Origin of the sequence: Mesorhizobium sp. M4B.F.Ca.ET.143.01.1.1 (assembly GCF_004792275.1) — a bacterium.
GTDB lineage: Bacteria > Pseudomonadota > Alphaproteobacteria > Rhizobiales > Rhizobiaceae > Mesorhizobium > Mesorhizobium abyssinicae.
The window spans coordinates 469,599-492,991 of the sequence record NZ_SRSR01000005.1 but is presented as its reverse complement, the minus strand read 5'-3'; the positions used below and the strand labels follow the sequence as shown (position 1 = coordinate 492,991).

Here is a 23,393-nt window from a genome sequence, read left to right as displayed (position 1 = left end):
CCCCGTCCTCGTTCTGAAGCACACATCCCTCGACACTCGGCGGCCTGCAAAGGCCGCCTTTTTTGTTCCCTCCACAAGCACCAAACTCTTGTCGTCGTTTAGCCGCGCTTTTGAAACGCCATCAACAATCCATCGCTTGATCGTGAACTGAGCTTCTGAACACCATTGGGACAGCAGGGTGGAAGGGCTTGACCAACGCTGCCCCCGTTTTCCAAGAGGACCCGTCCTCGATTGAATCTTTCGAGCCCCGTGCGGCGCGCAGCCAAATGATGACGATCTGGACTCAGCTCGCAGACCGCAAGGCAAAGAGGGAACCTTCCAGGCAGCCAAGCTGCTCGACGCAAAGAGCGGCCTTTGGAGTTCCCAAGAATCGACCCTTCCATAGTTGCGACAGGCAACCACTGCACGAGTGTGGGAGAGCGAATCGCAAGCATTGCGTGAGGTCCTGCGCGTTTTCCCCTCTTTGCTATTTGGCACATCGTTTGCGCCGAAGTGGGCGCAGCGTTCGACCGGAGCACTGCATGGGAGAGGGAGGAGCCCCACCCCGATCCGGTCAAGGAGAGAGACGGTGTTGGTTCCAAGAGTTCCCCGCGCGATCGCAGCGCCCCGCAAGCGCCATTTTGCCCGGACCTACGTGCAGGTACTTGCCGCCATAATCCTGGGTGCCGCAATCGGCTATTTCCATTTGGAGACCGGCCACAGCCTGAAGCCGCTCGGCGATGCCTTCGTCGATGTCGTCAAGATAATCACCGTACCTGTCATCTTCCTGACAATGGCGACCGGCATTGCCGGCATGAGCGATCTGCAGAAGGTCGGCCGAGTTGCCGCCAAGGCGATGGTCTATTTTCTCACCTTTTCGACGCTCGCTTTTGTTGTCGGGCTGATTGTCGCGAATATCGTTCAGCCTGGCGCCGGCCTCAACATCGATCCGGCCTCGCTCGATGTCCAAGCCGTTAAGGGCTATGTGGCCACGGCTCACGAGCAGTCCGTGACCAGCTTCCTGATGAACATCATCCCGTCAACGATTGCCAATGCCTTCGCGGAAGGCGACATCCTGCAAGTCTTGTTCCTCTCGGTCCTGTTCGGCGCGGTCTGCCGCTACAACGGCCGCTCGCTCTTCTCTCTCGTCCGATACATCAAGGACGAGCTGCTGCTCGCAATGTCCTCCTCAGAGGCCGCGCTGGCCTCGCTCATGGAGAAGATGGAAAGGGCCGGCGCCACGCATTCGGTCGTGGGTCTCATTCCATTCAATCTGGACGGCACGAATATGATGCTCGCCGCCCTTTTCATCGCCCAAGCGACGAAAACTGATCTCCCGATCGGCTGCCGGATCCTCATGCTGTTTGTCGCATTGTTCCCTTCGAACGGAACAACCCGCATTACCGGTGCAGGCCTCGTCACAATGGCTGCAACGCTCTTTCTTGTTCCGGCCGCACCGGTCACCTCCGTGGGGCTTATTCTTGGCGTCGATCAGCTTATGTCCGAATGCCACGCGCTGACGGTTTTTCTCCGCAGCGTAGCGGCAACGCTGGCTGTCACCCGGTCCGGGGCGAGCGGGATAAACGACGATTCGGGGAGCGCCTCACTAGCGGACCGTTCAGCGCTCCGGCGGTGGACGGTCAAGTCGCCCGGCGTGGTGAACACAATTCCCCGTGCGAACGACGCTCAGCTATTGGGGTGGACCCGATGGCGCAAAGCCGTATTTGAGAAACCGCCAGATCGCACCGGCACCTGTGCGCCTGTAGCAACTGCGGGGCACGATCAAAACTGACCCATTTTACACCAAAAAGGCGGCCGTTGCTGCCACGCCGTCCATGGATTGGAGACTCATGTCTAAGCCGACTGCCATCACTGTCGCAGCTCTTCTTTTACTCCTCGCCTTGCTGGCGAGCCAATATAGCGCGAACCTGCACCGGCAGGCGTGGTCGACCGACAGGCAAAAGTGGAGCGGCGCATTCGACAACGATCTCCTTCGCCAATCGCCGGCAACCCGCAAGGCGATGCCGTTCTGGTCATATTCAATGACTACCACAACTGTCCGCATTGCAGACTGGCTGATATCAACTACCAAAAAGCCTTCAAGCATGAACCCAATCTGAAGCTTGTGATCAAACAGTTCCCGGTCCTGGGACCGGATTCCCAATTCCCAGCCTTCGCCGCACTCGCCTCGAGAAAACAGGGAAAGTTCGACGAATTCCACCGCGCCCTTATGATTTCCCCCAGTTGAAGGGTCACTCTCAAGATCGCAGCGCGTGTAGGCCTTGACGTTGAGCAGCTCAAGCGGGAATGCAAGATCCGGCCATCGCAGATGAAATGCGCGGTCCGCGCACTCGCGAAAGGTCTGCACTTAGACGGTACGCCCGCGTTGGTGGTCGGCGATATAGTGGTCGCCGACCTTGTGGACATGGCCAGCTTGCAACGCTTGCATCGCCGATGCGCGCTCAAAGCGTGCTGGCTCTCGTGCGGGGCAGCATCTGTAGACCGGCCACGCTGTTGTTGCCGGAGCGTGCCGTTTGTGGCAGCTGGCTTTGCTGTCGCTCCTCGTAATCTTGTTGCGGTCATCCAGCTGCCGTGGGCGCCAACAACAATCCTGAGCGCCCGCGCCTGAAGTCGCTGGCCGGGTGCTCGTGAACCGAGCCCGCTTTTCTTCGGCAAGCTCAGGCGGTCTTGGCCCTGCGGCATCGCCCCCTGGCGCGGGGCAGCCTTCGGCTGCTGACGGTCGCCGGCCTGTCGGCCGGCGTCTTTCTATTGTGGCCTTCCCCCTGGCGCAGGGTGGGCAGCACTCCCTTCTAGGCCCGCCGCGGCGTCCCGCAACCCTTCGCTTGTCGCTTTCGGGTCCTCCACTCCGTTCCGGTCCTGCTGATGCAGTCCGCCTCCGACGGCGGGCCTTTCCGGTCGCTTTTGCCGCCCACCCCGCTTCCGGGGAGGGCGCGCGATTGTAGAGCGGAGGACATCACGATGCGTGCAAACAACAAACGTTGCGGCAGCCGACAGGCTGGCGCAGACAGTGGCGGGCGCACCGGCGCCAGCCTTTATCAGGAAATCACCGACCGCATCATTGCCGAACTGGAGCGCGGCACCGTGCCATGGGTCAAGCCGTGGGGCAGGGCAAGGACAGGCCTCGGCCTGCCGCGGAATGCGGCCACCCAGCGCCGATATTCCGGCATCAATATCCTGATCCTGTGGGGCGCGGTCATCGAGCGCGGTTTCCCCAGCCAGAACTGGCTCACCTTCCGGCAGGCGCTTTCGCTTGGCGGCAATGTCAGGAAGGGCGAGCACGGCACCACCATCGTTCACGCTGACCGCTTTGTTCCCAAGAACGAAAAGCAACGCGCCGACACCGATGGCGACGAACCGCAGGCGGTGCCCTTCCTGAAGCGCTTCACCGTCTTCGATGTCGCGCAGTGCGATAATCTGCCCGAACATCTTTACGCCGCCGGCGAGCCTCTGCCTGAGCGCGAGATGGTCCCGCAGGCCGAGGCGCTCATTCATGCAACCGGCGCTGATTTTCGCATCGGCGGCGAGCGCGCCTTCTACATGCCCGGCAGCGACACCATACAGGTGCCGCCGCAGCCGGCTTTCTTCCACCAGATCGACTATTACCGGACCTGCTTTCACGAGCTTGGACACTGGACCGGCCACCCGAGGCGACTCGCGCGCGACCTGTCCGGCTCCTTCGGGTCCAACACCTATGCGCGCGAGGAACTGGTCGCCGAAATCGCATCAGCCTTCATCTGCAGCAGTCTCGGCATCGAGCCGAGCGTGCGCCATGCCGACTACATCGGCTCATGGCTGACGGTTTTGCGCGAGGACAACCGCGCCATCTTCCGCGCCGCAAGCCATGCCTCGAAAGCCGCCGATTTCCTGCTTGGCCGCAATGTCGATGTCGAAGGCGAGGCACATGCCGAAACCGCCTATGGGAGCGCGCAATCCTCACACGCGACCGCCTTGCGCCTCTGATGACGCAAAGCCGCGCGCAACCAACTCGACAGTTCTTTTGAGGTTGCCCTAACGCCGATGGCCGGCGTTGGCGTCGATCGTTCATCGGACCGAGGTTCGCAAAAAAAGAGGGCGGCATTGATGCCGCCCTCTCGTTGCGAAAGCTGCCAGAGCTGGATTAGAAATCCATGCCGCCCATGCCGCCCATGCCGCCGCCGCCCATGCCGCCAGGCATGCCGCCGCCAGCCGACTCCTTCTTCGGAGCCTCCGCGATCATGGCTTCGGTGGTGACCAGCAGGCCGGCGACCGAGGCCGCGTCCTGAAGAGCCGTACGGACAACCTTGACCGGATCGACGATACCCATGGCGATCATGTCGCCATACTCGCCGGTCTGGGCGTTGTAGCCGAAGGTCGCGCCCTTGTTCTCAAGGATCTTGCCGGCAACGATCGATGCTTCCGCACCGGCGTTGGCCGCGATCTGGCGGGCCGGAGCCTGAAGCGCACGACGCACGATGTTGATGCCGGCGGCCTGGTCGGCATTGACGCCGGTGGCCTTGATGTTGGCCGAAGCGCGCAGCAGCGCGACGCCACCACCAGCAACGATGCCTTCTTCGACGGCCGCGCGGGTCGCGTTGAGGGCGTCATCGACGCGGTCCTTCTTTTCCTTGACTTCGACTTCCGTCGCACCGCCGACGCGGATCACCGCAACGCCGCCGGCGAGCTTCGCCAGACGTTCCTGCAGCTTCTCCTTGTCGTAGTCCGAAGTGGTCTCTTCGATCTGCTGCTTGATCTGGGCAACGCGGCCCTGGATCTCGGCCTTCTTGCCGGCGCCGTCGACGATGGTGGTGTTCTCCTTGGAGATCGACACCTTCTTGGCGCGGCCGAGCATGTTGAGGCCGACGTTCTCGAGCTTGATGCCGAGGTCTTCCGAGATGACCTGGCCACCGGTGAGGATGGCGATGTCTTCCAGCATGGCCTTGCGGCGATCACCGAAGCCCGGCGCCTTGACGGCGGCGATCTTCAGGCCGCCACGCAGCTTGTTGACGACCAGCGTGGCCAGAGCCTCGCCTTCGACGTCTTCCGAGATGATGAGCAGCGGCTTCGAGGTCTGCACGACGGCTTCGAGAACCGGCAGCATGGCCTGGAGGTTGGACAGCTTCTTCTCGTGCAGGAGGATGTAGACGTCCTCGAGCTCGGCAACCATCTTGTCGGCGTTGGTGACGAAGTAGGGCGAGAGGTAGCCGCGGTCGAACTGCATGCCTTCGACGACTTCGAGTTCGGTCTCGGCGGTCTTGGCTTCCTCAACCGTGATGACGCCTTCGTTGCCGACCTTCTGCATCGCTTCGGCGATCATCTTGCCGACCGAAGCATCGCCGTTGCCGGCGATGGTGCCGACCTGGGCAACCTCTTCGGAGGTCTTGATCTTCTTGGCGTTCTTGATCAGGGTCGCAACGACGTCGGTTACCGCGAGGTCGATGCCGCGCTTCAGGTCCATCGGGTTCATGCCGGCGGCAACGGCCTTGTGGCCTTCCTGGACGATCGACTGCGCCAGAACGGTCGCGGTCGTGGTGCCGTCGCCAGCGATGTCGTTGGTCTTCGAAGCAACTTCGCGGACCATCTGCGCGCCCATGTTTTCGAACTTGTCCTCAAGCTCGATTTCCTTGGCGACGGTGACGCCGTCCTTGGTGATGCGCGGGGCGCCGAACGACTTGTCGATGACCACGTTGCGGCCCTTGGGGCCGAGCGTGACCTTCACCGCGTCAGCGAGGATGTTGACACCGCGCAGCATGCGCTCGCGGGCATCGCGGGAGAATTTTACGTCTTTGGCAGCCATTTTTAGCTCCTGGCAGGGGCTTCAATCGAGCCCGGGAATTCAGTTGACGAAAGGGCCTGATATGAGCCGATGATGCCCATGATGTCGGATTCCTTCATGATCAGAAGGTCTTCGCCATTGAGCTTGACTTCCGTGCCCGACCACTTGCTGAACAGGATGCGGTCGCCGGCCTTGACGTCCAGCGGGACCAGCTTGCCAGCTTCGTCACGAGCGCCGAAGCCGACAGCGATGATCTCGCCTTCCTGCGGCTTTTCCTTTGCCGTGTCGGGGATGATGATCCCGCCAGCGGTCTTGGATTCGGATTCGACCCGGCGAACGACCACGCGGTCATGCAGCGGGCGGAACTTCGACTTTGCCATTTTCGGATTTTTCCCTGGTGCGCTGTTGAGGGGTTTTTGTTAGCACTCGCGATGGACGAGTGCTAACGCGATAGTGAGGTAGGCTGTAAGCGGGCACTCGTCAAGACGGACGAGGGCAGGCGAGGAGCTCTGGCCCCCTCCCCGGTGGAACCCAACGCATACGCGGCATCCGCGTTGATGGCTGCGAGCCCCACATTTCCATTGAATTCGGCGTCATGACGCCAACTTGCTCGCGCCGCTTCCAAGTCGTCAGTCGTGCTGCCGTCAGCACGAACATAGGGCTGCGCTTCACTTCCCGTCGAAGCCGCGGCAAGCAGCGTCGCCGTCAGCACGCTCCTTTGCAGATGCTTGCCAAAGGTGGACAGTGAGCGCACCTGCGCCGGGCTGTTGGTGCGAACGTAAGACGTCATTGACAACTCCTTTTTGCAAGTCGAGCCCCTTCTCCACCTTCGGCCGCCGTCGACGCGAAGAAGTCCGCATCGCGTTGAAGACGAGCTGCGAAAAAGAGAAAGATGTGTTTGATGGCTGCGGCCCCAACGGTGCCTTCAGATTTGAGATCACTTCCGCCGCGAGCGGCTGAAGCTCCTCGCAACGTCAAATCGAATCTGCTGCCAAGCCTCCAGGAAAGGAGAGCATTGCTCATCTCGCGCTTGTGCATGCAGTCAACCTTCGATCCGTGTTGCCACATCAAGAGCAAATGCCGTGCCAAAGCTCACTGGGAAGTGAACGCATGGCTCTCCCTGAAAACCTCACAAATCCAGCATGGTCAATTGTGCGGAACCCGACATGCGTCTTCTGCCACTGTCAGCTTTCGGACAGGCATGACGCGTTTCGCGCCGACCACCGGTCGATCGGTTTTGGGGCCGGTCTGTTCGCCTCATAAGAGCGCGTTACATTGCGTAGCGGTTTCCCGAGCGCCGCCACATGACACTGGACCTGCAGGTAGCACCGGCTTCTCATCCAGCCTTACTTTGGCCCCCTCGCGTATCAAATTCCCGCTGGCGAGCCCTGCTTTCATAGATCGCACCATGCCGGATGTCTGCTCTGGCGCCCGACCCGCTGGCACGATCTCGATCCGGCATAAGGGCGCAGCATCTTTGCAGGCCGTTTCATCCCGGCGTCCTGCTTGGCTGACAGACCGCACTTGGCGAGCGGTCTCCATGCTCTCTCCAAGGACCATCCCTGCGGCTGGCTTGTCGACCTATGGGCGGGTCCGGCCGCCCGAAACCCTCGCGCCATCAGCTTTTTTCCCCGCCGCCTGCGGCGGCTTCCTCGCGCCGCTTCGCTCACAAAAAAGCTGCCCGCTCGGGTCCTTCACTGTCGCTGCGGCCCTGTCGGATTCAGGCGGTCCTGACGCGCCCATTACGGTGCGCCATCGCAGGGGATGGTCCCCGGCGAAACCACAAAAGGAGACTTCGAAATGACCGCGATCGGTTACGTCAACAAGCAGGAAAACGGCGCCTACAAGGGCCAGTTCAAGACGCTCAGCGTCCGCGCCGACATCGATATCGTCCCCAACCAGGCCAAGAGCGCCGATAACCATCCCGACTTCCGGGTGCTTACGCAAGGGGTCGAAGTCGGCGCTGGCTGGATCCGCACCGGCGAGACTTCCGGCAAGGATTATGTGAGCCTGTCGATTGCAGCGCCGGAGTTCGGACCGCGCAAGCTCTACGCCAATCTCGGCCGAGCCGCCGGCCAGGACGATCACGACACCTACGCCATCATCTGGAACCCGGCCGACTGACCGGCCGAGATAAGAGCCTCGCGCCGCAGCCCCGGCGCGGGGCTCATTCCCAGGAGTTCCACCCAAACCCCGTCCGCCCTAAAGGGCGGCGAAAACTCTCCCCCGACTCTTCGCCCGTCCCCGAGACGATCTCCCTCGCCCATCCTCGCCCTCGCTTGTCCGAAGCGAAACGAGGATCATCATGGACGACGAAAACGAACGCGCGGCCCGCGCGAAAAAGGGCAGCCCGTTTCTCAGCACAGCCCAAGCCGCCTTCTATATCGGGCTCTCCCAGCGCACGCTCGAAAAGATGCGGCTCAAGGGCGGCGGCCCGAAATTCCGCAAGCACGGCCGCTATGTCCGCTATCACATCGACGAACTCGACCATTGGTCGAAAGGACACCCGCAGCACTCCATCGCCGGCGATGGCAAGGCCGGTTCCGGCCAGGGCGGCACGGGAGGCCGTTCATGAGGCGGCGCCCTTCCATCCATCTGATCGGCAGCCGCCTGAGGCGTGTTCGAGCCCGTAAGACGGTCGCCTTGGCCGCGGCCGGTCTCGGTCTTTTGGGCTTCACGGCGCTGGGAAAGCCCGCCCCTTGGCTGGTCTGGAACGCCTCGGCCAGCGCGCCGATCGGCCTTTACCGCATCGCTGCGGGAGCGCTGGCGCGTGGCGATCTCGTGCTCGTGCGCCCGCCTGAATACGCGGCGTATCTCGCCGCCGAGCGCAGCTATCTGCCTCGCAATGTGCCGCTGGCAAAACGTCTTGCAGCGCTGCCGGACGATAATGTCTGCGCCTTCAATGACGCCATCATCATCGGCGGCGACATCGTCGCGCGCCGGCTCAAAATCGACGCCGAAGGCCGACCTTTGCCATGGTGGAACGGCTGCCGAGCGCTCGGGGATAACGAGGTTTTCCTGCTCGGCAGCGACAAAAACCGCTCCTTCGACAGCCGCTATTTCGGGCCTGTTCCCACTCAAAATGTCATCGGGAGGCTCGTACCACTATGGACCGAGTGACCCTCCTCTTGTTGGGCATGATCGCCATTGCGCCATGCGCCTGTTCCGCCTCGACCGGCGCTGAGCCGGTCGCCATCTCCCAAAGTCCGCAGCTGCGAAAGTGGCAGACGTTGGTATCGGAAGCAAGCCGGCGCTTCCATATTCCCCAAGCCTGGATCTATGCCGTCATGGCTGCCGAAAGCGGCGGCAAGACAATGCGCGGCGGCCGCCCCATCACCTCCCCCGCTGGCGCCATGGGCCTCATGCAGGTGATGCCCGGCACCTATGAAGAGATGCGGGTCGAACACGGCCTTGGGCCTAACCCCCACGATCCGCGCGACAATATCCTGGCCGGCACGGCCTATCTCAGTGCCATGTATGACCGCTTCGGATTTCCTGGCCTGTTTGGCGCCTACAATGCCGGTCCCGAGCGCTACGACGAGCATTTGAAGCGTGGCAAACCGCTGCCAGAAGAGACCGTCGAGTACCTCGACCAACTCAAGGCGGCCGGAGTTTCGGCGGCCGACATCGAGGCGTTCGAAAGCCAATCTGTCGCTCCAAAGGCGCAAATCGCTCCTCTCGGACGGTCGCTGTTCTTCATTCATGACGGTGTTCACTCAGGCGTGCGAAACGGCGATCTCTTCGTGCCGCTCGGCAAGGACGGCGCGCAGCCGAAGGAGCCGGTGCGTTAGCCATGGCGGACGGGGGCGCGTCTGGCGGGGCTGGGCGCGGAAGGCAAGATAAAGGTACCGCCTCCAGGAGGCGGTTAAATCTTTGTCTGCACATCGTTTTTCCGGGAGGCTGCCGCCGGTGCCAAGAGGGTTTGACGTGTAAGTGTCTGATTTTGCTTGATATGTCTGGGAGGCTCGCATTAAGGATGACGAGTTCAGGCCGAAGCTCGGCAAAATCGGGTCGCGCGGCTCGAAGGCCGGCAAACGCTATGCCGGCCAGGTTCGTGCGGCGATCAACCGGGCTGGCGGCCGGCCGCAACGCGGTGGTCGCTTCACAGGAAGCCGGACAGGGCGCGGCGGGGCGGCCGCCGCACTGCTGAAATCGCGCGACCGGTATGCCGCCTTCCGCCAGCGCCGGGTGATCGTCAAGGCGCGGGTCGTCAAGCTCGCCGGCAAGGGCGCGGACGGGGCGCGTGCCCATCTACGCTATCTTCAGCGCGACGGGGTCACCCGCGAAGGTGAACCTGGCGAGCTCTACGGCGCCGACAGCGGCCGCGTCGACGGCAAGGCGTTCATCGATCGCGCGGACGGCGACCGCCATCAGTTCCGCTTCATCGTCGCTGCCGAAGACGGCATCGAGTACGACGACCTCAAGGCGCTGACGCGGCGGCTCATGGCGCAGATGCAGGAAGACCTCGGCACGAAGCTCGACTGGGTCGCGGTCGATCATTTCAACACCGGCCACCCGCACAGCCACATCATCGTCCGTGGCAGGGACGACCGTGGCGAGAACCTGGTCATCGCGCGCGAATATATCTCATCTGGCATCCGCGAGCGGGCGGCCGAGCTGGTCAGCCTCGATCTCGGTCCGCGAACCGACCGCGAGATTGAGCTTCGCCTGCGCCGGGAAATGGAGCAGGAACGCTTCACCAGCATCGACCGTCGGCTGCTCAGCATGCGTGATGATGACGGCCTGGTCTCGCCGGGCGGTCCCGACGCCATTCGCCAGACGCTGCACCAGGGACGGCTGCGCAAGCTCGAGCGGATGGGTCTGGCCGCGGAGGTCGGCGCTGGCTCCTGGCGCCTCGACGATGAGCTCGAAGCCACGCTGCGCCGCACCGGCGAACGCGGCGACATCATCAAGACCATGCACCGCGAACTGACCGGCAAGGGGCTTGCCCGCAGGGCCGCCGACTGGGTGATCCACGATCGATCCGGCGAGCCCGTCCAGTCTCTCGTCGGTCGCGTTGTCGCGCGTGGACTGGCCGACGAGATCAATGACCGCCATTACATGATCGTCGACGCCGTCGACGGTAAGAGCCATTGGATCAACATCGGTAGAGGCGAGGCGATGGAAACGATGCCTAATGGCTGCATCGTGCGTGTCGCGCCAAGGAACACCGAGCCGAGGCAGGTCGATCGTACCATCGCCGAAATCGCCGCCGCGCATGGCGGCCGTTACGACGTCGATATGCACCTGAAGCATGACCCATCCGCCACCGAGAGCTTTGCGCGAACGCATGTGCGGCGGCTGGAGGCGATCCGCCGCGCGACCGGCGGCGTCGAGCGAGAGCCGAACGGCACCTGGCTCATCGCGCCGGACCATCTCGATCGCGTCGCGAATTATGAGGGCCAGCGGGCCAGGGCCGAGCCTGTCGTTGCCGACAAGCTCTCCTCAATGGCGCTGGAGCGACAGGTCAGCTTCAACGGCGCCACCTGGCTCGACCGGGAGCTGGTTGCCGATAGACCCGAGCCTTTGCACGGATCCGGCTTCGGCCGCGACGTGAGAGAGGCGCAAGCTCGCCGGCGGCAGTGGCTGATCGCGCAAGGCCTCGCGCATAAAGAACAGGATGGGATCGTCTATCGAGCCAACATGCTTTCGATCCTGCGCCAGCGAGAACTGAACCGTGTTGCTGGCCAACTGTCGGAGGAACTTGGCCTGCCCTATGCCGAAGCGCGATCCGGAGGACGAGTAGAGGGTACGCTCCGCCGCTCCGTCGAGCTTGCCAGCGGAAAATATGCCGTCGTTGAAAAGTCGCGCGAGTTCACGCTGGTGCCATGGCGGCCGGTGCTTGAGCGCCATGTGGGCAAGGAGGTCTCCGGTGTCGTAAGTGGGGAGGGGATTTCATGGACCGTCGGCCGGCAAAGGAGCGGACCTGGTGTTTCGTGAGATGGTGTACAGCTTTTTAGCCAGCGGCGCGGGCAGCCATGCGAGCCCGCGTAGACCTTATGGCCGCACGCCCGCAATCGGTCGCATGGACCTGCCAGGCGGGGCGGCTTTGGAGCGTTCGGACCCGACACGCTGCGTGAGTGGCCAGACTTCGAGCGCTCGAAGATGCGGACTGTTGTCTGCTGGCCGGCGTTATTCCGGCTGGCCTATGACCGCGGCGCAACAGTTCACCGCTGAAGTTGCCACGGGCGAACATCGACAAGAGAAAAAACACCATTGCGCGATACAAATCGCCGTTGAAAGCGTTTAGGTTGCATGCGCTTCGCCAAGTAAACGGATACCCCAGAAGAGAGCCATGACCACGGCCCGCCATATCGTGACGCTGCTTAAAAGCCACATTGCCGGCGACGAGGATCGTTTCCTCTCTATCGCGATGCAGCTTGCTGCGCATGAGGCACGTCAAGGCCATGGTAAGCTTGCTCAGGAGCTCAAGGATCTGGTCGACGCAGCCAAGAGCAGGGACGCCCGGATTGTCAAGAGCAGTCGGCCGGTTCCCCTTTTTCAGCCAAAGGGCGAGCTCGCAGGGCTCCTGCATGTGCGCTATCCGGACCTGCGACTGACCGACATGATTTTGCCGGACAGTCTGCGCTCGCGCCTGCACCGCGTGCTGGGAGAGCAGCGCCAACAAGCAAGCTTGCGCGAGCACGGGCTTGTTCCCCGTCGCAAACTGCTTCTGGTCGGCCCGCCAGGATCAGGCAAGACGATGACCGCATCGGCATTGGCCGGGGAGCTTCATCTGCCCCTTTTCACGATCGTCCTCGATGGTTTGATCACCAAGTTCATGGGAGAGACTGCCGGAAAGCTGCGGCTTGTTTTTGATGCAATGCAGGCGACGCGGGGCGTCTACTTCTTTGACGAATTCGATGCCATCGGCGCGCGTCGAGGCGAACGCCAGGATGTTGGCGAGATTCGGCGCGTGCTGAATTCGTTTCTGCAGTTTCTCGAGCAAGACGACAGCCACAGCCTGATTATTGCGGCAACAAATCATCCCGAGCTGCTCGACAGAGCTTTGTTCCGCCGTTTCGACGATGTCATCGAATACGCCGTGCCCGATCGGCCGATTATAGAGGCGCTGCTTCGGGCTCGACTCGACCGCTTCGACACCAGAGGGCTTGCCTGGAACGAGGCGATCTCTCAGGCAGAGAGACTGTCGCAGGCCGAGATCACGCGCGCGGCCGACGACGCTGCAAAAACCATCATATTGCGGGGGGGGAAGCGGATCACCTCGGAAGCGCTCATCGACGCTCTGAAGGAACGCCGGCAGGCGTCGCTGTTTGAGTAGCGACAGCACAGATCATAATGGCAGACGATTTTCCGCGCGACCGCGCCCATATCCACCTTCGCAACAACGGCATTCGGGAAGCCTATCGGCGGCCCAACCAACTTATACATGCACCGCCGCTGCCGGCGCGTGATCGGGCGTCGCATGCTGCGGCCTTGACGCAATCCATCGAACAAGCGGTCGAAAGTGCACGCCAGCAGATTGCGGCGCGTGACCCCCAGCTGTCGGTCGGCACGCCTGGCTTTTACCTCGCGATCGATCTGCCCATGTCCGGACGGGCGGCCCTCGACCAGTTGGCCGATCGTCGCCAGCACATGGAGCTGGTCGCCGTCCATGAGCCAACTCAACCCGGTGCTCCCATCACAGCGTCGGTGTTCCTGCCGCAAAGCGCGCAAGCCTATTATTTGCGGAAAGTCGAGGCGTATCGAGACGTTGATACTGACCGCGGCAGACCGCGCAACGAGCCGCTCGTCTCCCGCATGGAGACAGTCAGGCTGGCGACTGCACGATCGTTGTTTACCGACCACGACGACCTCTTCCCCCAGGCCGCTGACGAGCAGGTGTGGTGGGAAGTCTGGCTGCGCGACGGTCGCCGCGAGAACTTCGAGCACATTGCCGAAGCCCTGAACATCACTTTGCGCACGCATGCGGTTAGGTTTCCGGAGCGGGTGGTCATGCTGGCCCTCGCCAGCACGGCAATGCTCGACCGCATGATTGCGCACAGCGATGTCGTCGCCGAGCTGCGGCGCGCGAAGGATACGCCGTCCTTCTTCCTGGGCCTTGGCGGCGCGGAGCAAAGGGACTGGAGCGACGAGCTTCTCGGGCGCGTCAGACCGCCTCAATCCGATATTGCGGTCTGCATTCTCGACAGCGGCGTGCGTCGCACCCACCCGTTGATCGAACCCGCACTTGCCGTTTAAGACTGGCACACCGTCAAACCGGCATGGGGCAGCGACGACACACCTGCGTGGAGCGGCCACGGGACGCGAATGGCAGGTGTCGGCCTGTACGGTGATCTGGTCCCGCTCCTGGTCGGAGGCGATCCAGTTCCATTGCCCTTTCGGCTGGAGAGTGTTCGTATCCTTCCGCCAGAAGACGAGGCAAACGATCCAGAACTCTATGGCGCGATCACCGCGGAAGCGATCGCCCGCGCCGAGGTGCAGGCGCCGGAGCGCCGCCGCGCGATCGCAATGGCTGTGACAAGCGCCAGTCCGGCGCGTGGAAGGCCCACATCGTGGTCTGCCGCTATCGACCAACTCTGTTTCGAAGAGGAACAGCGACGCTTGATCGTTCTCTCTGCCGGCAACATCGGCGATGACCTCATGCCGGCCGAGCATTTGACGCGCAACGATCTGGAAGCAGTCGATGATCCTTCTCAGGCCTGGAATGCGCTGACGGTCGGCGCTTTCACAGAAAAGGTCGATATCATTGACACCGACTTTTCGGGCTACGCTCCGATCGCGCCGGTCGGCGAGCTCTCGCCGCGCAGTCGCACTTCGGTCGTTTGGGACAGGCAGTGGCCGGTGAAGCCCGAGGTCGTCTTCGAAGGCGGCAATCTCGCCCATGACGGTGTGTTGCCCGGCGAGCCGATCGACGATCTGCAGATATTGACCACTTTCTGTCGACCCGAACTGCGCCACTTCACCACCCTCGGAGATACGAGCGCGGCAACGGCCCATGCCGCACGGATGGCGGGACTAATTCTATCAGCGCGCCCCGAGCTGTGGCCTGAATCGGTTCGCGCCCTGATCGTCCACTCGGCCGAATGGACTCCGGCGATGCGCGCACGCATCGATGCGTGCAACGGAGCGAAGGGCGAGATCCAGGCGCTCGTGCGGCGCTATGGTTACGGCGTGCCAGATCTTGGGCGCGCGCTTCTGTCAACGGTGAACGACCTCACGCTTATCGTTGAAGATGAGCTTCAGCCTTTCCAGCGCGAGGGCGGCGCGGCTGCCAAAACGCGTGACATGAAGCTGCATCGCCTGCCTTGGCCGAAGGAGCAGCTCGCGGCGCTCGGCGCTGCCCAGGTCGAGCTCCGCGTCACGCTGTCCTATTTCATCGAACCCAACCCCGGTGAACGCGGATGGACCCGCCGGCATCGTTACGCGTCCCATGGTCTTCGGTTCAGAGTAAAGTCAGCGACCGAGACAGTCGACGAATTCCGAGCCCGCATCAATCAGGCCGCTCGGGACGAGGAGGAAGGGGCGCCTGCTGGAGGCGGAGAAGAGTGGCTGCTCGGCACCTTCCGCGATCGCGGCTCGTTGCACGCCGATTTCTGGTCGGGCAGCGCCGCCGATCTCGCCGAGCGTGACGCGATCGGCGTGTTCCCGGTCGGGGGCTGGTGGAAGGAGAAGCCTTACCTGGAACGCGTCGACGCTCTGGCTCGGTACGCCCTGATTGTGACGATTCGGGCGCCTGGGGTCGATGTTGACATCTTCACACCCGTCGAAGCAGCCCTGACTGTCGAGACGTCGGTCGAGACCTGATGCAGCACTGTCCAAACCGGCCAACAACGGAGGTTTGACCAGCCTCTGGTGCCATGGCGGCTGGTGCTGGATCATCACGTCGGCACGGGATCATGCGCGGAGGACGATAGGCCGGCAAAGGAGCGGGCCAAGCGTGTCATAATGGCGCCCATGGTCACGCCCACAAGCCGCGCCCCCTGCGTCTACGGAGAGGTGCGCGTCTGCTTAGGCGGCCGAGACATCGCTTACCTGATCAACGCGCTCCGTATTTGCGCCTGTAAGCGGCAATGAAATCGTCGTCGCTACAGATGCAGCGGCCGCTGGAGTCCTTGGCCTTCGGATCGTGCAAGTGAGAGCCAAGGGGGCGCAGAAGATTCACCCGAGTGCTCGTCGTCGGGCTCATGGGAAACCCCGCACTATGCTTGACCAAATCCGCGGCAAGCATAATCCCGGCAAGCACCGACTGAAAGGCCATCGGAACCACAGTTCGAACGCGGCGACTTCCTTCGCTAAGCTGGAACACCAGACCGCCGCAGATAGCCTGCTGATAAAAGGAGCGCAGGGGCTGGCCGACAAACGGGGCTAGCGGTTCAAACGGCACAGCCATCGCTGTAGCCACGCGAACTACAAAGTCGTTGGGAACTCCGGCATTTGTCTGCAGGAGCGTTTTCACCTGCTCGTGTGCTTCCGGTATTCCGAGTTCCTCGGCAATCAGCTGGTGCTCGTCCTTGGATTTTCCGGATGGCAGGTACATGCAACAAAGGCAAGCCTGGCCGTCATCGAAACCATGCCGGGAGATACCGAGATCGTGCTCCTGCATCCAAGCGTTTGCGATCCATCGCGGCAGTGCACCTTGGACAGCCAGACGGTCGGCGGCGGTGTCAAGCGCCACACCCACTTGGTCTAAGACCCAATTGCCCCGGCGCGCAACATATTCTGCCCACGTCAGAGGGTGCGCCTCGACCTCAAGGCCAGTCGATCTAAGGGCGGTGGCTGCAAGAACCGCCTTGGACATACCAATCTCCGCCTGGCCGGCCAATGCGTAGCGCTGCAGGTTTGAGAGTTCGATCGCTTCGTGATCGATTACATGCAGACGACCCTTGAGATCGGGTTGTCTCGCTAGCGCCCAAAGCGAGCCATGGCCTATCGCACCGAGCCCAACGAGGTGGGTTTCGCCAAGGTCGACTGGGAAGTCGATCGGGCCAGCCTCCCCGGCTTTGGTCTTGTCGTAGCTGCATAGCGAGAGGTCGATGGTTTCGTCCAACTCGGCGCCGGTCAACTGGGCGGCGAAGATAGTTCGAAAGACGTTGGCGGCGCCGAAGCAACTGGCGGCGCCAGCTCCAAAAGGCAGCAGACTTGGGCCAGAGCCCACCGGGTCCGTACGCGACAGCTTTGCCGCCCAACCGTCCGATCCCACGAAAAAGATCGGGCACCGGAGTGATGGGCGCGTTACCCCTGCAACGACGCAGACGGTGGCAGACTTGCCGGAACGCCGGATGCCGACTTTTGGATTGATCGACTTTGCCAAGCGCTCCAGCGCTTGGGCTTGAGAGCTCGCCGCGCTGTCCAGCGGGAGTATCGCCAGAACCGGGTAGAGCCTAGCGAGCAATCTCACCGCAAGATCTAGTGTCGCCTGGCCTTCGGCGCAGGAAGCGGCCTGATGGTCGAAGGCGACTGCCACGACCTGCTTTTCAAGAGCTGCTTTGAAGTCTCCCAGATGAAAATCGGCCAGGACCTGAGATGCCGCCGTGGCGGCACGATCGATGAAGTTAGCGAATGCCATTGTTCAACTCGATATCATGATCATTCGCGACAGTGCCGCGGGAGGGAGCGCATTCCATTTGGCCTTTTCGTCAAGCCGATAGGCGGCGACCCGAGCAAAATCGAAAGGCTCGCGGGCGAAATTCGGCACTACCAGCGACAGACACCCAACCGTGGTAGCAACCGCATAAGCGTCGTCCGTCGTCGAATGGTAGGCGCGGCCCGGATGGCTGTGAATCTGGGCCAAGAGTTTCAGGCCGCTTTTGTAGAGCCAGACATTGAGCCGGTGCAGTTCTTCGGCCGCAACGATCACGCAAACGCCATCGTTTGTCCGAATGTGACGCTGCGCCGGGATAACCGTCTCTGTTACGGCAAAGTGCCGGTCTTGCTGAACGCCGACCCAGAGCGCCATCCCCTCATTGCCTTCGCGACCAACTGAGCGCAGATGCCCATGCGTGGTCGAGATGCAGCCGCGCGGGAGAGTCACGATCGTTACATCTCTCAAACCAGTCATTCTTGTATCGCCTGAGGGGATACCACCATTCCTACGATTGCCGGTGGGAGTTGAATCTGCAACTGCTCTATAGGAATGATTCCGTACTTGATGATCTTGTCCAGGATGAAGGCCAAACAGCCTTCGCCAGAACCCCGATGAAGTAGCCATGGATCACCTGAATGGGCTGGATTGTCGTGGTATTCCCGGACGCCCGCCATGCACAGGAATGGTTCGTCCTCGGGACTGTTGGCCTGGATGAAGTCCGTCAGCGGCACGGCGTTCTGCTGGATGAGAGCTCCTATCATCTCCGGCGGCGTTCCGGGCAGCGGCGGACGTCTAAGCATTTTCAGGTATAGATCTTTCCGGGCAATCGGATGACGCGTAAACGGATCGACGAAGACCACGGACGGTGGTCTTAAGTCGTAGTCGGTGAAGTCGACCTCGCTCGCTGCGCTGATCACCCGTGGTTTTAACTTGAGGCTTGCGAAAATGAAGAAAGCGCGCGGAAAGGTCGCCTCGATCAAGAAGCAGCCCTGAGCCCGATAGACATCAGCATATGGCCGGAACCGGCCGATCTCCCGATCAAACTTCGCTCGGGAGACCTCCGGATCCACACTTTGGGGTTTAGGCACCTGCGACGCCCGCCTTCAGGCTGAGGAACAGGGTCACAGTATTCGGGAAACCGAAATCGCCAAGCTTCTTGTCGACGTCGAGCAAGTTGCCGGCCTCATCCTTCAATTCCCAATTCTCGGCTGGTTGGGCGACATTCTGCGTGTTCTCAAGGGCTTTGGTACGAATGACGTGAAGCGGCTGGTTGGGATTGGCTTCGACCTGCGTGGGCTGGCCGTTCACCACCATCGTGATCTCGATCTTGCCCGGCCCGCCGCCGTGATTATCGCCCTTACCCGAATCCTTCGACATTGTCCTACTCCTGTGGCTTGCCAACCGTCCCACGCCCTGGCGCCCACCTGCGAGTGAGACCGGCGGTCTTCAATCGTTCACCCGGCGCCACGGCCGCGAGTACGCGAAAGACAGGGGATAAGCTACCGAATCGGTGCTTGCCTTCTTTTATGGGTGACTTGAGCCGCAAGTAAATGGTCTCAAATTGCTCCTCACAACTATAATCGATTATAGCAATGCGAAAATATTGGCGACACGCCTATTCATCTGCTCTCTCACTCGCCTGCTCCGTGCTTGGCAAGGGGAGCTTTGACTGCGTCACGCGTCCCCCAATCCTGCAACGCATTCACCCGAGCCTGCGCGACACCAGCGCCCGCACCGGCCGTGATCCGCAGAACGAAACGCTGATCGTGGCGTTCTATCGCGAACTGGCGCTGCTGTTCTGGCTAGACGATTGCAACGACGTTGGCCTGATCGCGCCGGAGCAGCTCGCCGCCGTGGAGCAGGCGCTGGGGCACGGCGTACCGTGCGTTCTCTCCGGATTCGAGGGCTGCGCTCAGCTGCGCGCTTCGCTGGTGCTGGATCGGCGAACGGCGCCGGCCACGGTGGCCGCTGGCTGGGAGTACATCCATTTCGAACACTGCGCACTGCCCGAGTTGGACCTGACGCAGATCGACCTGCGCGCCTCGCTGCTGGGCAAGGCTATGCGCGCGCCGCTGCTGATCAGCTCTATGGCCGGCGGCATGCCACGGGCCGAGGCCATCAACCGGCATTTGAGCGAGGCAGCGCAAGCCTTGCGGATCGCCATGTGCGGTTCGCAGCGTGTGAGCCTGCAATCCCGTAACTCCCAGGGGCTAACGCGCGCGCTGCGCCGCCTGGCGCCAGACATTCCCTTGCTGGCCAATATCGGCGCCGCGCAACTGCGGGAGGCCGACGGCCTGGACCTGGCGCGTCGCGCGGTGGACGCGCTGGAGGCCGATGGGCTCATCGTCCATCTCAATCCGCTGCAGGAAGCGGTACAGCCGGGAGGGCGACCGCGACTGGCGCGGCGTCCTGGCGCTGATCGCTGGCGCCGCGCGCATCGTGGGCGTGCCGATCGTGGCCAAGGAAGTGGGGGCGGCCTGTCCGCCTCGGTGGCCTGTGCGCTCGTCGAGGCGGGCGTGGCGGTAATCGATGTCGCCGGCGCCGGCGGCACCAGTTGGGCCGCAGTGGAGGGCGAGCGCGCCCGCAATGCCGCCGACCGTGCAGTGGCGATGTCATTCGCCAATTGGGGGATTCCCACCCTGACCAGCGTGCAGGCGGTGCGTCGGGCGCTGCCAACGGTGAAGCTGATCGCGTCGGGCGGGATCCGCGATGGCGTCGACGTGGCCAAGGCCATCCGCCTGGGCGCGGACATCGCCGGGCAGGCGGCCAGCGTGCTGGGCGCGGCGACAGTGTCCACCGAGGCCGTTGTCGCGCATTTCGAGATCGTCATCCGCCAGTTGTTGGGTCACCATCAAACCAATTTGACGCCCCGGGACAATATCGTCCGGCATTGTCCGGTGTGCGACGATGTTGGGGATGCGACATAGGCGGATTGCCGTGTATTAAACCGCTTTTCCTTTGGCACGCATATTGCGCCCTATCGGTAAACCTCGTCATGGGCCGGCGGCAATCGCTCGGAGATTGTCGAAATAGCACAATCTGCCGGGGTGACATCCGGCCCGACTAGAGCAGGACCTTTCAGATGATGCAGAAAAGCAAGCGGCCATACTCGCGGGGAACTAGTCGCGTCAGGGCTGCATGGACGCTCTTTCCTGGTTGTTTCGGCGACGGACGCCAACTCTTCAATCGGCACCCGAACCAGTGCCTGGATGTCCAAGGAGCGCCCCTGTTGCGCGTGCCTGGCTGCACCCGCGTGCTGGCTCTCCTCCAAGGCGACGCTCGGCGCTGCTGCAGACCGGCGACGAGAACCCAACTTCAAAATTAGCATTCCGAAAACCGAAAGAAGTGAACAGGTATGTCCAGGATCGGCGCTTTGACGCGCGCGGCATGGCGATCGGCAACTCAGACGCTGGCCAAGGGTTCGAAAAGTTTACACCCGACGCTAGCGCCGGCCGATTTCAAGCGCGCACTTACGATCAACGATCGATATGGCGGGCTCACTGTCAATGTCCCCAAAATGCCTTTCTGGCTGACCGGGGGTGAAGCCTTCGTCTACCGCCGGACTAGCCACGGCGAGCAGCAGTTCATGCAGGTCGATGCTGCCACGGGTTTCAAGCGGCCCGCTTTCGATCAGGCGCGTCTGGCGGCAGCGCTAAACAAGGTGAGCCATGAGAGCTATCAAGCCGGCAATCTTCCGTTCGACCGTTTCGAACTGAGTGAGGATGGTCGCAGGCTCGACTTCCAGATTGAAGACACCCGGTGGAGCTGCGACCTTGCAAGCTATGACTGTACCAGCACCACATTCGATGCAAGGAAAGGGGACCGTAGGGAGCTCAGCCACCGCTACACGCCGCCAGCGGAGAACAACCCCGACAAGAGCAACGCGTCGCCCGACGGCAAATGGATCGCCTATATCAAGAACTGCAACGTTTTCCTGCGCAGCGAGGACGGATTGCAGGATGTTCCTCTGAGCCGGGACGGAGCCGAAGGCAATTGCTACGTCTTTTCGACGCTGAGCTGGTCGCCGGACTCGCGCCACCTCGCCGCTTACCTTGTTCGCCCCGGCTATAGGCGAGAGGTCCGCTACCTCAATTCATCGACGGACCAGTTGGAGCGGGAATATTCAACAATATTCTATCCCAGGCCGGGCGATGTCCTTCCGCTGCCCCAACCAGTCCTGTTCGACATTGCCGGCCGGCGCCAGATCGTGATTGACGGTGCCCTCTTCTCGAACGTCTTCGAACTTTCCCCTCTCCGGTGGTGGGCGGACAGCCGCGGCTTCACTTTCGAATATAACCAGCGCGGGCATCAGCTCTATCGCTTGGTCGAGGTAGACGCCGCCTCGGGCCGCGGGCGCTCCCTGATCGATGAGACCAGCGAGACATTCGTGGATTATTTGCCGCTGGGGCATGGCCAGGAGGATGCCGGAAAAATCTTCCGTTACGATGTCGATGACGGGAAGGAGATCATCTGGGCATCAGAGCGCGACGGGTATGAGCATTTGTATCTTTTCAACGGCCGGACAGGCGCGCTCGAAAACCAGATCACCCGAGGTGAGTGGGTCGTCCGGAGGGTCAACCATGTCGATCCGGTGAAGCGTCAGATCTGGTTCGAGGCGAGCGGGATGAACTCGCAGGAGGACCCCTATTGGGTCCATGCTTACCGCATCGGCTTTGACGGCAAGGGACTGACTGCACTGACGCCCGAACCGGCCAACCACCATATCGAGTTCTCGCCTGACAGGCGCTATTATGTCGATCTCTGGTCACGCATCGATCTGCCCCCGCGCATGGCACTCTACCGCGCCAGCGACAATGCCAAGCTCCAGCAGATCGAGACGGCCGACATTTCCGAGCTCGTCGCCGCAGGCTGGCAGCCGCCGCTCAGTTTCCATTCCAAGGGGCGCGACGGCAAAACTGACATCTGGGGTGTGCTCCACCTGCCAGCCAACTTCGACCCGACGAAGAAATACCCGGTTGTGGAGAATATCTATGCTGGACCCCACGGCTCCTTCGTCCCAAAATCCTTCTCGCGGTGGACAGAGCCGCTCACGCAGCTGGGCTTCGTCGTTGCTCAGATCGACGGCATGGGCACCAACAACCGCTCCCGCGCCTTCCATGATGTTGCTTGGAAGAATCTGAAGGACGCAGGATTTCCCGATCGCATTCTGTGGCACAAGGCGGCGGCCGCGCAATATCCATGGTACGACATATCCAACGTCGGCATTTTTGGCGCATCCGCCGGCGGCCAGAGTGCAGTCAGCGCGCTGCTCTTTCACCCCGATTTCTACAAGGTCGCCGTCGCCAAAAACGGCTGCTTCGACAACAGGATAGACAAGACCTGGTGGAATGAACTGTGGATGGGGTGGCCGGTCGGCATTGAATATTCGCAATCCTCCGCCGTTGACAATGCTCACAGGCTGCAGGGCAAGCTGATGATCGCGGTCGGCGAAATGGATGATAATGTCGATCCGTTTTGCTCGTTCCAGCTTGCCGATCGACTCATCAAGGCAGGAAAAGATTTTGACATTGTCTACGTTCCTGGTGCCAATCACCATACTCTAGGCACCTACACCGAGCGCAAACTCCTAGACTTCTTCGTTCGCAACATTCTCGGTCAGACCCCGCCCGACTGGAACAGCAAACCGATCGAGCTGGAGTAGCTTGTGGCTCTTGCAATTGTTAGCTCGCCTTATCGGCTGTAATCAGGGCGAGGCGCGAGCAAATCTGCACCGAAGGACGATCGTGGAGTCTAGGACTTGCGCTGCGTATTGAGGATAGGCTCGCCGCGACGTTGGTCTGAGCAAACTGCTTGATAGGCACGCCTGCAGACCGCGTGTGTGCGATTGCAAGATCCCCTATCAGCCTGGTGTGAAGCGTTCAGGGGAAAAGCCGCACCCAACGCCGCTTCCGCTCGCCGTAACGCTACGGCGGTGCGGCCCACCCGATCCGCTCGACGAGCATAGGAACACATAGGTCCCCGAACGGACGATTACCTTGGCAATAGAAGACCCTCGTCGGTCATCGCCGCTGTGGGTGGCAGCCCGTCGGTCTGGAGCTGCCACGATTCTCATCCTCGCGTCACATATGAGCT

The 23,393-nt window shown here is 61.9% G+C and carries 16 protein-coding genes and 4 pseudogenes; 12 read left to right on the top strand and 8 right to left on the bottom strand.

Translation table 11 applies throughout. From position 1 onward, the window contains the following. Positions 1–571 precede the first annotated feature (571 nt). The gene (locus EN786_RS15990) at positions 572–1,771 is read left to right on the top strand and encodes a cation:dicarboxylase symporter family transporter (protein WP_306462679.1); all 1,200 of its coding nucleotides are present in this window, start codon (positions 572–574) and stop codon (positions 1,769–1,771) included. 6 nt (positions 1,772–1,777) lie between these two features. Here EN786_RS15990 and EN786_RS38615 read toward each other — a convergent pair whose 3' ends face one another. Further along, complete coding sequence (locus EN786_RS38615) at positions 1,778–2,347, bottom strand: hypothetical protein (protein WP_245454735.1); 570 nt, start codon at positions 2,345–2,347, stop codon at positions 1,778–1,780. Between the two features lie 611 nt (positions 2,348–2,958). Here EN786_RS38615 and EN786_RS15980 point away from each other — a divergent pair. Next, on the top strand, positions 2,959–3,960 hold the full coding sequence (locus EN786_RS15980) for a zincin-like metallopeptidase domain-containing protein (RefSeq protein WP_126059319.1): 1,002 nt from the start codon (positions 2,959–2,961) through the stop codon (positions 3,958–3,960). A 157-nt stretch (positions 3,961–4,117) separates the two neighbouring features. Here EN786_RS15980 and groL read toward each other — a convergent pair whose 3' ends face one another. From groL to EN786_RS15965, 3 genes and pseudogenes are all read right to left on the bottom strand, one after another. After that, positions 4,118–5,773 carry a chaperonin GroEL gene (groL, locus tag EN786_RS15975; protein ID WP_126057772.1) on the bottom strand — a complete coding sequence of 552 codons (1,656 nt, stop codon included), beginning with the start codon at positions 5,771–5,773 and terminating at the stop codon, positions 4,118–4,120. Positions 5,774–5,838: 65 nt separating this feature from the next. Further along, positions 5,839–6,132 (bottom strand): annotated as a pseudogene (gene groES / locus EN786_RS15970) (co-chaperone GroES); the annotation flags it as partial. A gap of 62 nt (positions 6,133–6,194) precedes the next feature. After that, positions 6,195–6,542 (bottom strand): hypothetical protein, encoded by a 348-nt coding sequence (locus EN786_RS15965; protein ID WP_063169239.1) that lies wholly within the window; start codon positions 6,540–6,542, stop codon positions 6,195–6,197. A gap of 1,010 nt (positions 6,543–7,552) precedes the next feature. Here EN786_RS15965 and EN786_RS15960 point away from each other — a divergent pair. The 7 genes and pseudogenes from EN786_RS15960 (at position 7,553) to EN786_RS15930 (ending at position 15,520) form a co-directional block, all read left to right on the top strand. Next, entirely contained in the window at positions 7,553–7,876 is a 324-nt protein-coding gene (locus EN786_RS15960) for a DUF736 domain-containing protein (RefSeq protein WP_024505644.1), read from the top strand. A 181-nt stretch (positions 7,877–8,057) separates the two neighbouring features. Continuing rightward, positions 8,058–8,327, top strand: coding sequence for a helix-turn-helix domain-containing protein (locus EN786_RS15955; protein ID WP_024505645.1), 270 nt, complete (start codon positions 8,058–8,060; stop codon positions 8,325–8,327). 68 nt (positions 8,328–8,395) lie between these two features. Next, positions 8,396–8,872 carry a S26 family signal peptidase gene (locus tag EN786_RS15950; protein ID WP_245455338.1) on the top strand — a complete coding sequence of 159 codons (477 nt, stop codon included), beginning with the start codon at positions 8,396–8,398 and terminating at the stop codon, positions 8,870–8,872. Next, entirely contained in the window at positions 8,860–9,543 is a 684-nt protein-coding gene (locus tag EN786_RS15945) for a lytic transglycosylase domain-containing protein (protein ID WP_024505647.1), read from the top strand. The genes EN786_RS15950 and EN786_RS15945 overlap by 13 nt, the downstream gene beginning before the upstream one ends. A gap of 178 nt (positions 9,544–9,721) precedes the next feature. Continuing rightward, the gene (rlxS, locus tag EN786_RS15940; RefSeq protein ID WP_024505648.1) at positions 9,722–11,692 is read left to right on the top strand and encodes a relaxase/mobilization nuclease RlxS; all 1,971 of its coding nucleotides are present in this window, start codon (positions 9,722–9,724) and stop codon (positions 11,690–11,692) included. A gap of 355 nt (positions 11,693–12,047) precedes the next feature. Continuing rightward, the gene (locus EN786_RS15935) at positions 12,048–13,034 is read left to right on the top strand and encodes an ATP-binding protein (protein WP_126057775.1); all 987 of its coding nucleotides are present in this window, start codon (positions 12,048–12,050) and stop codon (positions 13,032–13,034) included. A gap of 17 nt (positions 13,035–13,051) precedes the next feature. After that, a pseudogene (locus EN786_RS15930) lies at positions 13,052–15,520 on the top strand (S8 family peptidase). 232 nt (positions 15,521–15,752) lie between these two features. On the opposite strand, the gene EN786_RS15925 reads toward EN786_RS15930, so the two are convergent. The 4 genes from EN786_RS15925 to EN786_RS15910 are packed head-to-tail and all read right to left on the bottom strand — an operon-like array spanning position 15,753 to position 18,677. Beyond that, on the bottom strand, positions 15,753–17,282 hold the full coding sequence (locus EN786_RS15925) for an E2 ligase fold family C protein (protein ID WP_126057776.1): 1,530 nt from the start codon (positions 17,280–17,282) through the stop codon (positions 15,753–15,755). Between the two features lie 3 nt (positions 17,283–17,285). Next, on the bottom strand, positions 17,286–17,774 hold the full coding sequence (locus EN786_RS15920) for a Mov34/MPN/PAD-1 family protein (protein ID WP_126057777.1): 489 nt from the start codon (positions 17,772–17,774) through the stop codon (positions 17,286–17,288). Continuing rightward, on the bottom strand, positions 17,771–18,388 hold the full coding sequence (locus EN786_RS15915) for a putative metal-binding protein (protein ID WP_126057778.1): 618 nt from the start codon (positions 18,386–18,388) through the stop codon (positions 17,771–17,773). Before EN786_RS15915 ends, EN786_RS15920 begins: the two co-directional genes overlap by 4 nt. Next, on the bottom strand, positions 18,381–18,677 hold the full coding sequence (locus tag EN786_RS15910) for a DUF2604 domain-containing protein (RefSeq protein WP_126057779.1): 297 nt from the start codon (positions 18,675–18,677) through the stop codon (positions 18,381–18,383). The genes EN786_RS15915 and EN786_RS15910 overlap by 8 nt, the downstream gene beginning before the upstream one ends. Before the next feature lie 311 nt (positions 18,678–18,988). Here EN786_RS15910 and EN786_RS38270 point away from each other — a divergent pair. The 3 genes and pseudogenes from EN786_RS38270 to EN786_RS15900 form a co-directional block, all read left to right on the top strand. After that, positions 18,989–19,228 (top strand): annotated as a pseudogene (locus tag EN786_RS38270) (hypothetical protein); the annotation flags it as partial. Further along, a pseudogene (gene fni, locus EN786_RS15905) lies at positions 19,217–20,140 on the top strand (type 2 isopentenyl-diphosphate Delta-isomerase); the annotation flags it as partial. The pseudogenes EN786_RS38270 and fni, both read left to right, overlap by 12 nt. Positions 20,141–20,655: 515 nt before the next feature. Next, positions 20,656–22,962: a S9 family peptidase gene (locus EN786_RS15900; RefSeq protein ID WP_126080685.1), complete on the top strand. Its 2,307-nt coding sequence runs from the start codon at positions 20,656–20,658 to the stop codon at positions 22,960–22,962. The last annotated feature ends 431 nt before the right edge of the window (positions 22,963–23,393 follow it).